This window comes from Photobacterium marinum (genome assembly GCF_000331515.1).
In the GTDB taxonomy this organism is placed as follows: domain Bacteria; phylum Pseudomonadota; class Gammaproteobacteria; order Enterobacterales; family Vibrionaceae; genus Photobacterium; species Photobacterium marinum.
On record NZ_AMZO01000006.1, the window covers coordinates 95,089 to 107,854 of the forward strand.

At 45.4% G+C, this 12,766-nt stretch carries 9 protein-coding genes; 6 read left to right on the forward strand and 3 right to left on the reverse strand.

Annotation, left to right across the window (positions count from 1 at the left end; translation table 11 throughout):
• Nucleotides 1–403 precede the first annotated feature (403 nt).
• Nucleotides 404–1,165 (reverse strand): TIGR01458 family HAD-type hydrolase, encoded by a 762-nt coding sequence (locus C942_RS05040; RefSeq protein ID WP_007463198.1) that lies wholly within the window; start codon nucleotides 1,163–1,165, stop codon nucleotides 404–406.
• A gap of 258 nt (nucleotides 1,166–1,423) precedes the next feature.
• Here C942_RS05040 and C942_RS05045 point away from each other — a divergent pair, with 258 nt between their 5' ends.
• From C942_RS05045 to C942_RS05060, 4 genes are all read left to right on the forward strand, one after another.
• Entirely contained in the window at nucleotides 1,424–2,545 is a 1,122-nt protein-coding gene (locus C942_RS05045) for a bactofilin family protein (RefSeq protein WP_007463200.1), read from the forward strand.
• 535 nt (nucleotides 2,546–3,080) lie between these two features.
• Entirely contained in the window at nucleotides 3,081–4,043 is a 963-nt protein-coding gene (locus C942_RS05050; protein ID WP_007463202.1) for a TDT family transporter, read from the forward strand.
• Between the two features lie 163 nt (nucleotides 4,044–4,206).
• Nucleotides 4,207–5,550, forward strand: a complete 1,344-nt coding sequence (locus C942_RS05055; protein ID WP_007463204.1) for a nicotinate phosphoribosyltransferase — start codon at nucleotides 4,207–4,209, stop codon at nucleotides 5,548–5,550.
• A gap of 309 nt (nucleotides 5,551–5,859) precedes the next feature.
• Complete coding sequence (locus C942_RS05060) at nucleotides 5,860–6,960, forward strand: extracellular catalytic domain type 2 short-chain-length polyhydroxyalkanoate depolymerase (RefSeq protein WP_007463207.1); 1,101 nt, start codon at nucleotides 5,860–5,862, stop codon at nucleotides 6,958–6,960.
• A gap of 977 nt (nucleotides 6,961–7,937) precedes the next feature.
• Here C942_RS05060 and C942_RS05065 read toward each other — a convergent pair.
• Nucleotides 7,938–9,131 (reverse strand): acetate/propionate family kinase, encoded by a 1,194-nt coding sequence (locus tag C942_RS05065; protein WP_036798836.1) that lies wholly within the window; start codon nucleotides 9,129–9,131, stop codon nucleotides 7,938–7,940.
• A 355-nt stretch (nucleotides 9,132–9,486) separates the two neighbouring features.
• Between C942_RS05065 and fabV the strand changes: the two genes are divergently transcribed.
• Entirely contained in the window at nucleotides 9,487–10,689 is a 1,203-nt protein-coding gene (gene fabV, locus C942_RS05070) for an enoyl-ACP reductase FabV (RefSeq protein WP_007463212.1), read from the forward strand.
• Between the two features lie 85 nt (nucleotides 10,690–10,774).
• On the opposite strand, the gene C942_RS05075 is transcribed toward fabV, so the two are convergent.
• Complete coding sequence (locus C942_RS05075) at nucleotides 10,775–11,701, reverse strand: LysR family transcriptional regulator (protein ID WP_007463215.1); 927 nt, start codon at nucleotides 11,699–11,701, stop codon at nucleotides 10,775–10,777.
• Between the two features lie 102 nt (nucleotides 11,702–11,803).
• Between C942_RS05075 and C942_RS05080 the strand changes: the two genes are divergently transcribed.
• Nucleotides 11,804–12,736: an NmrA family NAD(P)-binding protein gene (locus C942_RS05080; protein WP_007463217.1), complete on the forward strand. Its 933-nt coding sequence runs from the start codon at nucleotides 11,804–11,806 to the stop codon at nucleotides 12,734–12,736.
• Nucleotides 12,737–12,766 lie beyond the last annotated feature (30 nt).

Here is a 12,766-nt window from a genome sequence, read left to right on the forward strand (position 1 = left end):
AAATACAAACCAATAAAACATTGAGAATGCTAATCAACAAGATCTTCTTAACGACCTATCGAATATAATTTAACTTGAACTACTGCAGAAAAAATTACGAATCACTTAAATTTCCTCTCGAAAAAATCAAGTAACAATATACTTTTTCATATAAGATCCAGCCGTTTTTCCAGACGAAGATGACTGTTTAAGTGAAAGCCAAGAAAACTCGCTGTAGAACCTTATGAGTTGACAGTTCACTCTCCCCAAAAAGATAAACAAGCAGAAATTACTAACTGTTATCGCCTTGGGCGATATTGTTATTTTATTTTTAATAACAAAGAGGTGGCACAAGTTTAGATATATCAACCAAGCTAAATGTCAGACTAGGGTAAACTCACTAACGACATTGAAAAACATCCACTTAATGCTGCGCTTTCAAAACCTTTTCCACGGCTTCAGCCACAGAATCAACGCAGTGGAAATCGCGGTCGATTCTGTTTTCATCTCCGGGTTGGTACTTACCGGTTCTCACCAAACATGCATCCAGTCCGGCATTGAGTGCCCCTTCCACATCACCGAAAACGTCATCCCCGATCATCAGAACAGATTCCACTCCGAATTGAGTAGAAGCAACGACCTGAGAGAAAAAATCTACAGAGGGCTTACCGACGATAATAGCCTCAGTATCAGCAGCATACTCTATCGCCCGGATAAAGGGCCCCGCATCCAGGTGCAACCTCCCATCCTGTTTAAAATACCGGTTCATCCCAACTGCGATAAGGGGCGCCCCGGCCTGACATAACCGGAACGCACGATCCAAATATTCATAGCAAAACCTCTCTTCCGCATCAGCAACAAACACCGCATTGGGATCCGACTGTTCAACATCTGCAAACTCTGACTCAATGTTCCTATGTATCAGACAATACGGCCGCCACTGTCGCTGATGAAGTAAGGCTTTTACCGCAGCAGGGGCAGTGTAGATCTGCGACACTTCAATATCGAAACCCATCAAGGTCAAATCCTGATAAATCTGAGCGCAGGTCCTTCGTGAAGTGTTGGTAACAAAACGAAAATCCAATCCACTGTCTCTAACAGCCGCTATCGCTTCGACAGCACCGGGAATACTCTGCTTACCGTCATAAAGCACGCCGCTAATATCAAAGAAAATGGCTTTGTACATTTGCCTTCCCTCACAGCCAGAACTTAAAAATCAGCTCTTCTGATACTCAAATTAAACCTTAAAGACGAGGTATAAATTGATTATAGAGTGCATGACACAGTACAGCTTTCAGTCCTCTTTATCTTAAAAGCAGTCTTAACTTGTTCTTGCTCATACTTTGGTTATCAAAGTGCAGTAAACCGTGCTTTTTGCTCTAGCCTCATGGTGGAAGCCCGGTAATTTACGTGGTAATTGCATAATTCAGAGGATGAGAATGCGATGAACCAACTAAAAACATCCTTCATGATTTTTACCACCATGGTAGTGCTGCTTTGGACTTCATTGCTCCGGGCACAAACCTTTGATGAGAACGTCCTGATCGTCTCCCCTGTTTCTCATGACCTCTATACCGCTGGTCACCATATAGAAGTGCAAAGTGAAATAGCTGGAGACCTTATCGTGGCGGGCCAGATGATCAGCATCAACAGTATTGTTGATGGAGATATTATTGCCGCTGGGGAAACCATCAACCTACAGGCAGCGGTGTCGGATGATGTACGGGTCGCCGGACGACAAATTATCATCAGCAATCACATTGCCGATCATATTGTCGCCGCCGGTGAAACGGTAACTTTGGAGCAGGACAGCCGGATAGGAAGCTGGGCATGGCTTGCCGGAGATACAGTTCGCATCTCCGGCTATATCGACCAGGAACTAAAAGTAGCAGCACGCCGAGTTATTATCAGTGGTGAAATCAAAGGGGATGTAGAGCTGTTTGCCGAACAAATCGATATTCTGGATAGCGCCCGAATTCATGGCAATCTGATCTGGCACAGCAAACATCAACCAACAATTGAAAGTGGCGGGCAAATTAATGGTCAGCTAATCGAAAAACCATGGGAGCACCCTGAGCATAACGGAGGTTCTCCTTTTGCCGGGCTTGCCTTCATAACGCTCAGTCTGATGTTCAGCGGTATCGTGATTTACCTACTGTTCCCAGCCCTTCCTCTGCAGGCATCAAGAAGCGTGCAGCAACGCCCCTTGTTATCGCTGTCTGCAGGATTAGGCGTACTTCTTATAACGCCAGTAGTGATTGCTGTCTTGTTTGTCACAGCTATAGGTTCATTACTGGCATTCGCTCTGCTGGCAAGCTATCTGGTCATGATCCTATTGGGAGTAACCTGTGCTCTTTTCTCCCTAGGTCATATGGGGCTGCAGCTGACAGGGAAACATGAAAAGGCAGGAAAAGGGCTACGTATCCTCGCATTTGTTCTTGCTTTAATTGCAATCGGACTACTTCAGTTGATTCCGTTTATTGGCAGCCTGATTTACCTCGCAGTGATCCTGTTCGGACTTGGCGGACTGACATTAGCCATCTATCGAAACAGGCAAGCGGTTTAAGGAATTAAGACAAATAAAAAGCCGCACCATTGCAGTGCGGCTTGGTATTATTAATCTTTACACCTTAGTCTACCTACTCAGCACACATAAGATGCTTACTTGAGGCTTCGCCACTCATTACGTTGAGTATGCCGAGCCCGATGCAGTCACTTCTTTAAATCGGACATCACTGTTATTTGGCGAAGAAGTATAAATTTCAGTTTGTTGCTTTCCAAATTGTAAAATAACTCAGCCATCAAGCATGACACTCTAGACTGTGTTACCGCTGGCTTTCGCCAACTGAAACCTGCACCCTTGAGTCATATGAATGCAGCTTAATCCTCCAGAAGCTAAGCAAAACACGCTCACCACAGGTTTCCTTATAAATATGGTATCGAATCCTACTTTTAGCAAACCCGAATTAAATAAAAGACTGCGAAAACGTGATTCATTGCACTATTTCTCTTCAACACAGCTAACATTTTTAAAGCACGTTCTACTATAAAATTAATCTTTGGAAGATAAATCAAATGGTTAAGAAGGGAATATCTATCACATGTCGGCAATTGGGAAAAAACTGCTTCATGTACCCACGGCCCAGGCAGCACTCGCACTGGCAACCACTGGTTTAGGGTTAGCCTGGTCACTATTCCTGCCCGGAAACGGAAACATCATTCGCAGTGTCTGTGCCGCTATGGGAGCATGTTTGCTAATCCCGGTCCTTCTCAAATTCACTCTTAACCCAAGGCACTTCCTACGCGATCTTCGTCATCCGCTCTACGGCAGCCTGATGGCGCCGATGACCATGACTCTGCTGGTTCTTGCTGACTACCTGACATCTATCCATATCGAAAGTGCAAGGCTGTTATGGTATCCCTCCATGGTGCTTCACTTCGCTATGATGAGTTATTTTCTTATCGCCCAATTCAGAAAATTCCGACTGGTTAACCTCTATCCCAGCTGGTTCCTTTACCCTGTCGGCGCAATCAGCGGCACCCTTGCCGGCTCTGGACTCGGGCATACCGAGTTTGCGATTGCGATGACCAATATCTGTATCGCCGTCTATTTTGTCATGCTGCCGATTGTGCTTTATCGCGTCTGCTTTGCCGGAAGACTACCGCGCACCGCCCGCCCGACACTAACAATTATGGCAGCCCCGGTGAATCTGTCGCTTACCGCCTACCTGCTCAACGTTGACCAGCCGGACCCAATTCTGACTGGCGCTCTGGCCGGAGTCGGAATTACGATGGCAATCCTCGTTAACCTGATTTACATAAAACTGCTTCAACAGCCGTTCCAGCCGTCACTGGCAGCGGTAACCTTTCCATCAGTAATCAGTGCTGTAGCCATTGAAAGACTTACCCGCTGGGTAGTTACCGACTACCCACACTGGGCCTGGCTGGAATCTCTGGGTAAATTTGAATTAATCGTAGCAACCGGACTGGTGATTTGGGTTGGAGCTCATTACATCAGCCTGTACCTGCCAAAAGAGACACTCAATAAACAAACACAGCACTGAGGTAAATTCTCAGTACAGCCTGCTGACATCTGACTCAAGTTTGTTGCATTGATACAGCTAAAATAAGCTAGCCTTTAGGTTAATAGCTTGAAACTGGTGTACTACAACGCCATGCATTACACCGTTTTATCGCTTTTCAATAGCCAGAGCGGAGGTAGCAACAATGGCATTCTCTGAGAGCCCGCAGTTAACCGATCTCTATCAGCTGACAATGGTGCAGAGTTATCTTGATCACGACATGCAAGATCAGGCCGTCTTCGAGTTTTTTGTGCGCTCTCTGCCGGATAAGCGCAATTTCCTGATGGCTGCCGGGCTGGAACAACTTCTGGATTTTCTCACTCAAACTAAATTCAGTCAGAAAGAGCTGGATTATCTTGCCAACAGCGGATTTTTTCGTGACAACCTGATCGATTATCTGAGCAAATTCCGTTTTACCGGACAAGTCGATGCCATGCCGGAAGGCACATTGTTTTTTGCTAACGAACCTATCGTACGTATCACCGCTCCGCTGCCTGAGGCACAGTTAATCGAGACCCGGCTAATCAACCTACTCCAGCTGCCGACTTTGGTAGCAACCAAAGCCGCACGCTGCCGTCTTGCCGCCAAAGATAAATTACTGGTCGATTTCGGTCTGCGCCGCGCTCACGGTTCGGAGGCCGGGATGCTGGCAGCCAGAGCCAGCTATCTTGCCACCTTTGATGGTACATCTAACGTATTAGCCGGACAGCACTACGGCATTCCTGTTTATGGCACCATGGCCCACTCTTATGTTCAGGCCCATGAATCAGAGACCCAAGCCTTCCGCCACTTTGCAGCCAGCCAACCAGACAACCTGGTATTACTGGTTGATACCTACGACACCTTTCGGGGCACAGAGCGGGTCATTGAACTGGCCGAAGCGCTCAAAGCAGAAGGTGTTACCATCAAAGCCCTCCGACTCGACAGCGGAGATCTGGGAGATGAAGCCGTCAGAGTCAGAGAACTACTCGATCAACACGGTCACCAGGAAATCGGCATTTTTGCCAGCAGCAGCGTAGATGAATACCTGCTGATGCAAATGCACTATGAGCAGTCTCCCATTACTGGCTATGGCATCGGAACACACCTGACTACCTCAGAAGATGCACCATACCTGAACTGTGCCTATAAACTTGAAGAGTATGCCGGGATTGCACGCCGCAAACGCTCTCACGGTAAAGCCACCAGGCCCGGCAGCAAGCAAGTGTTCCGCCATTATGATAAGGACGGCAAGATTGCTTATGACGAACTTTGTATCGCCAGTGAAGAACCGGAAAGCGGCCAACCACTACTTGAAACAGTTATGCAGAACGGCCAGCGACTAAAAGTACCGGAGTCACTAGATATTATCCGTCACCGGGTGAAAGAACAGATTCAGACATTACCTGCGGATCTGGCCCACCTGACACGCAAAGAAGAGTTTGAACTAAGGATTTCGCCAGCACTTCAAAAACTGACTGACGAAACCAACAAACAGTTTAATTTCTGACGTTTGTATTAAGCGACTAATAATTAAAGAACCAGAGCGGTCACGGTGTTTCTGACGTGACCGTTTTATTATTAAAAAATTTCTTTTCACAGAAAAACAAACTGTTATCTCTTATTGATAATATTCATCCAGACGAATCATTATGCAACCATGTCTATATAACCTATGTTTTGCATAGGCTACGACTTTCCTCAACAGCCCCCCCAGTAATCCATACAAGTAGTAACACGGATTATTGCCTGAACGTTCAGGTTCTGACGTTGTTTGTCAATAAGTTACTGTTAATACGGCTCATTGCCAGGAGGCACCATGTTTAATAAATATCGGATAAATAAACTGCGAACCATATTCTCAGCATTCGTAATCTCTTTCAGTTCTACAGCACTCTCCGCAACGACAGAGCTACCGGCTTTGAATGCACTGCCTGATGAAAGCTCAATATCCGGCCTTTCATCCGGTGCATTTATGGCAGCTCAGTTCCATGTCGCTTACTCCAAAGATCTAGTGGGAGCTGGTATTGTCGCTGGAGGCCCGTGGAATTGTGCAGGAAATAATCCTTATGTGGCACCGATACTGAGTGCGACCACAACTTGTATGAATCCATGTAAGAACAGCCTCTTCGGCTGTTCAAGTATTATGTATCCCAATAGTGGTTACTTAGCCGAACTGGCCAAACAAACAGCCAACGCCGGGCAGATTGATGCTGTTGAAAATCTCAAAGACGACAACGTCTATATCTTTTCCGGCAGCAGCGATGAAACCGTTGTCACCGGCGTTGTCGATACCACAGTCGACTTTTACCACAAACTCGGACTGAGTGATGATCACATTCGTTATCTCAACCAAATCAACGCTGGCCATGCTTTCATCACAACCGATCCTAACGATACAAAATGCAGTATCACCAAAGCGCCTTACATCAATGACTGCGACATCCCGCAAGCACAACAAATTCTCAAACATATTTATGGTCAGCAACAGCCAGCAGCAAAATCACTCAGTGGCGAACTCATCGCATTTGATCAAAGTGCTTTCTTTGACGATCCACTTACCAGCATGGATGATACCGCTTACGTTTATGTACCCCAAAACTGCCGCACTGAACAATGCAAGGTCCATATCGCCCTGCATGGCTGTAAGCAAGGCATATCAGTCATTGGAACCACCTATGTAAAAGAAACCGGCTATTTGGAAGCTGCCGACAGTAACAGCACCATCGTACTTTTCCCTCAGGTAAAAAAATCATCAGTCAGCCCGATGAATCCGAAAGGATGCTGGGACTTCTGGGGCTACAGCACGAACAACCTTCCCCCGTACAATTACTACAGTAAAGAAGCACCGCAAATGGTAGCGATTAAGAAAATGTTGGATCGCCTGATCAGTAAGCCGGTAAGACTCACAAAGAATTAAACCCGCAACGGCGGTAAAGAACTTTCAGCAGACAATAAAAAACGGCCCCGAGCATAAGCCCGGGGCCGTTCTTACCGTTCCGTAATTATCCTGTGTTCCAAGCAGGATAAGCTGGATATAACCAGCAAGATCTGTACAACGTTTAACGTCTTGAGACCTTTATGCCAGCTCCCCCCCGTAACAAGGGAAGCAGCAAATTTGATCAAAATTTGATTCGCTCAAATCTGAGGACAATTTATCACAAATTTTTAGTAATGCAAAAATTATTTGAATCATTGCCATTATTTTTGATTTTACTCATTAGAATTGCACTTTGTTGAATAACTGTTCAGACAACACTTTACAAAACCAGATTCAACCGATCGCATAGGTAGCTAAATTAAGACCAATTAGTAAAGAATGTGATCAGATAATAACTAAAAACAATCAAATCAAGACGATAAACCACTGATTATGAATACCTTGACACCTTAAACTGTGAGATATTTTGAGTGTGTGCTGTTGTTCTTCTCTTTGAAAAACAAACTAAAGCAGCCTGTTATTTATACAAAATTTGGTTTTCATTTCTGAAAAGGCCAACAAAATTTTCTGTTTGACCAAACAAATCCATTCAACTTTTTTTGAATGAACGATAGGCTCTTATTCAATTATTTTGTAATAACTGAAAACATCCACTACCTAAAAGTTTTTCCAAAAAACTTAAGTCAGAAGCTTTAGGACATTCGTCTTAACGTGGTCTCTCTCGTGCTTGTCAAAGAGTCCATAGAACATTCTTAGCTCTGACACTATCGGTAGCTGCGACAGCTAATAGTCTATTTGACAGCCTTGGAAGGGAATATGCACGAAGCAATTTTTGATACAACTTATTTAACTAAACTCGGCACAGGGGCCGTTTTTTAATGGCAATAAAAAACGGCCCCGAGCATCTGCTCAGGGCCGTTTCTAATTCAGTGGTAACCCCGGAGGGTTACAGTCTATTAAGCATGTAGAAGCGCCATAGATTCTTTAGCAATTACCCACTCTTCGTTAGTTGGGATAACCATAGCTACTGGTGTGTTAGGCTGAGTGATAACACCCTTGTTGCCAAAGCGTGCATCTGCGTTTGCAGCTTCATCTTCACGGTAGCCGAAAATCTTCAGAGATTTCAGTACTTCGCTGCGAACCTGCATTGAGTTCTCGCCGATACCACCGGTAAATACGATGCCGTCCAGCTCGTCCAGAGAAACCATGTAAGAAGCGATGTATTTCGCTACACGGTAATTAAACATATCGAATGCCAGCTTCGCAGCTTCGTTGCCGTTTTCCATCGCTTCGATAATGCCGCGGCAGTCACTGGTCAGGCCTGAAACACCCAGGAAGCCTGAGTTACCAACAAGTTCTTTGTGCAGACGCTCTTCAGTCCAGCCTTTCTTCAGCAGGAACTCAAGGATACTTGGGTCTAGGTCACCACAGCGAGTACCCATCATCAAACCTGCAAGCGGGGTGAAGCCCATGCTGGTATCAACACTCTTACCGTTCTTAACCGCACATACTGATGCGCCGTTACCCAGGTGAACAGTGATGAAGCTGCTTTCTTCAGCTTCCTTGTTAACCATTTTCGCTGCTTCGCGGCTAACATAGTAGTGGCTTGTGCCGTGGAAACCGTAACGACGGATGCCGTATTCTTTGTACAGTTCCTTAGAAATTGCGTAAGTGTACGCTTTTTCTGGCATAGACTGGTGGAAAGCTGTGTCGAATACTGCGTATTGTGCCAGTGTAGGGAATGCCTTAACTGCTGCACGCATACCGATAACGTGTGCCGGGTTGTGAAGAGGAGCCAGATCTTTCAGGTCTTCGATTTCCTGCATAATCTGTTCATCGATCTTCACGGTCTTAGTGAACTTCTCACCGCCGTGTACAACACGATGACCTACAGCCACGATGTCTTGTTTGATACCAAGCTCTTCAAGCAGAGCAACAATGCGGTCTACTGCCTGCTGGTGGTGATTACCAGAATCATCCAGTTTGTATTCGTGTTTTTCGCCGTTGATTTTCCAGCTAACGTTAGCTTCAGGAAGGTTGAAACACTCACCCAGGCCACTCAGAGTTGCTTCGCCGGTAACAGTGTCGATCAACGCGAACTTAAGTGAAGAACTACCAGAGTTGATTACAAGAACTAGAGAATTGCTCATGGTTATCTCTCAGATTATTTAGGGCTTAAGGACAACATGTTGTCCCGTTACACGTCTTTATCTAGACTGCCGATAAACATGTGTGGAGCATCATTTATTCAGCATTGTATGTTTTGATTATATTATTCAATTTTTTTTGAATAACTCAACTTTTGTTTTTGGGATTTGCAAAAAAATTGAGAATTCGCTGGTCCAGATCAAGTTTATGGCAACGAAAACGTTTCCCTCGGTATAAAAAACGTGCATTTTTTTAAAATTTTTTTGAGTGCTGCAAATTTATTCATATTTGTTAGTGCCAATCTAAATGAGTAAATCGTAACCAATTCAAGTTGAGATTCAAAAAGGATATATAACTATGATCATCAACCCTGTCATCAAAGGTGTCGTCGCTCGCTCAGCCCACCCGATCGGTTGTCGTGAGGCGGTAAAGCAACAAATCACTTATTGTCAGTCAGCACCACAGATTCATGATGGACCTAAACGAGCATTAATTCTTGGAGCGTCTTCAGGTTTTGGCCTTGCTTCGCGAATAAGCCTGACTTTTGGTGGCAGTCGCACCAAAACCTTAGGAGTGTCTTTCGAGCGAGGTCCATCGGACAAAGGTGTTGGTAGTGCCGGCTGGTATAACAACATTTACTTTAAGCAAGAAGCAGAAAAGAACGGGCTGAAGGCAGTGAACCTTATTGGCGATGCATTCTCACCAAAAATGCGTGAACAGGTGATCCGTACTATCAAAGAAGAATTTGACGGCCAAGTTGATCTAATTATTTACAGCCTTGCGTCCGGTGTTCGCCCTAATCTACAAACCGGTGAGTTCTGGCATTCAGCGATCAAACCCATTGGCAATGCCATCAACGGGTTGACTTTAAACCTGGAACACGAGGAATTAACAGAAACCAGCCTTTCACCGGCCTCAGATCAGGAAGTGCACGATACGATTAAGGTAATGGGCGGTGAAGACTGGGAAGAGTGGATAACCCTGCTAAACAACGCAGGTGTACTGGCCGAAGGCTGCAAAACCATCGCTTATTCCTATATAGGCCCCAAATCAACCTACCCGATTTATCATCTAGGCACACTGGGTCAGGCAAAATTGGATCTTCACAACAAGGCTGATCTTATCCACCAGAAGTTGCAGGACATCAAAGGCGAGGCCCATGTTGCAGTGTGTAAAGCCCTGGTCACCAAAGCCAGCGTCTTTATTCCGGGCTTTTCACCGTACCTTCTGGCTCTGTTCAAAGTGATGAAAACAATGGGGCTACACGAAGGCTGTATTGAACAAGCTCAGCGACTGTTTAACAGTAAACTCTATACCACTTCCGGCGAAGCGGTTATCGATGAAAACCGTCTGATCCGCCTTGATGACTGGGAACTACGTGACGATGTCCAACGGGCAGTGACAGAATTGATGGCTAACATCACCCCGGATAACTTCAAACAACTCGGTGATTTTGACGGCTATCAGGAAGACTTTCTGAAACTCAACGGATTTGGCTTTGATAGCATTGATTACGGGCAAGATATCAGTATGGCTTTTATGGAAAGCCTGAAGCCATAACCCGCCTAAAAGCAAAAGCCACCAGCAGCGTAAGCTTAAGAACATTTACCTATGTAATACCCGAGTACCAAGTTCGGGTATTGTCTTACGCGAAGGCTTTTGTTGATGAGTGCGAGGGCTCAGACCAGCGTTTCTCTTGGAACCAGCGGCACAGAAATGTCATCAGGCTACGGATACGCGGATTGACATGGACATCCCGATGACAAACCAACCACCAGTTAATCGGTGGCAAATCAGCCTTTGGTACCAACTGAATCAACTCCGAATATTGTTCAGCAATAGGCTGGAGGGTCACGCCAACCCCAGCTCCAGCACAAATTAACTCCACCTGCATTTTCTGGCTGTCTGTTCGGAAGCTGAAATTCGATTTATCTAACGTCTTGCCTTTACGATCTGCTTCATCAATGTACTTACTGTCAAAGTCATAGCCGATAAGCTGGTAAGCACCGGAATGAAGTTCTTCTAACGTCTGCGGTTCTCCCCTTTCTGCGAGATACATCCGATGAGCATAAAAGCCAACCGCCCCCTCAAACAAATGACTGACTACAAGATCAGGCTGATACGGTTTTTCCTTCGCGAGGTGTAAGTCAGCATCCCGCTTATTGAGATTTACATCCTGATCTGAAACTAAAATCTCAACATCGATTAAGGGAAACTCGCGCTTAAAGGCCGCTATGGCTTCAGGAATAAAATAATATGCAGCAAGTTCTCGAACTGCCAACCGAACATGTCCTTCTACCAGCTCAGAGCCAGCCTTTATCTGACGAACGAAACTCTCTGCTCCCCTTGCGGTTTCCCTGGCCGAAGCCAGCAGGTTGGCACCGGCAGCTGTAACCGTCAGTCCATTGTAGGAGCGATCAAATAAATTTTGGCCACATTTTTCTTCCAAGGCACAAATATAGCGACTAACCGTCGGCTGAGAAACACCCAGAACTTGAGCCGCTGCTGACATACTTCCCTCTTCCGCTACAGATAAAAATACACGAATGCTATCCCATTCCATTTTATTCATTTGCGTATACCTGCTATGTGCTTTTATCTGTTTACTATACCGACATTAACAAACAAACTGCATGTGTGGGGAATGATATGAATCACAGGATAAAGGGTAACAATGAGAAAAGCCTTGGTTTTCGGGATCAGTCAGGAAATGGGCAGCCATTTATGTCGCGCACTGATTCAACAGAACTGGGAAGTGCTCGGCATCGTTCGAGACAGTTATACCGAGGCGCCGGTACTTAGTAACCTGACGCTGGTAGAAATGGGTCCTGAAGATATGGATTTTCTACATGAAATCGCAGAAGAAGTTGATAGTATCTTTGTCCACCTACCGGAAGCTGCCAACCGCAATTTCATCTTCTCGATGAGCCAAATCATTGCTCTTGCAGAAAAACTCCAACTTCAGCTGGTACTCACCACCAATAAATACGAAATTAAACAGAACCTGATGTCATCGTTAACTTTCTGGAATCAAAAGCAACCGGTTACTATTTACTTACCCCAAAAGCTCAAAAAGCGGTTACAACAAGCAGAAAAAAACGGAACAAAAATCTTAGTGTTATGCTGTGGACATAGCCTAAGTTGCACGCTGGATAATGGCTACCTCGGCATGCTAATCAAAGAAACACAGAGCAAAGTAATAATTCAATCACCAGGGCCGGATAGCCTACCGCATTACTGGACATATCTACCTGATCTGGCTAACAATCTAGTACACTTTCTGGATGAAAATGAGAGTGTTGAAAAACCAGGACTCAATATTACCTACTACCCTGGACATCAGGCCAGTATCAATGATATCGCCCGCTGCCTTGAACTCAGCAGCGGCAAGCCCGTATCAGTAATGCCTATGCGCTGGACAATACTGGAATTCATCGCCCTGTTCTCACCACTGTTCCGTCGCTTCCTACGAACGCGAACCCTGTGGCAACATGGTAGTAAACCGCCCGCCAGTTCCAGTCGGTTACGCACCAAAACTGAAATGGTGCATACACCGCTGGAGCTGGCTCTTAAGCAAAACTGGCGTAAATTATCCAGACAGAATTAATCCCGTTAATTTACATCAATACAGATTATG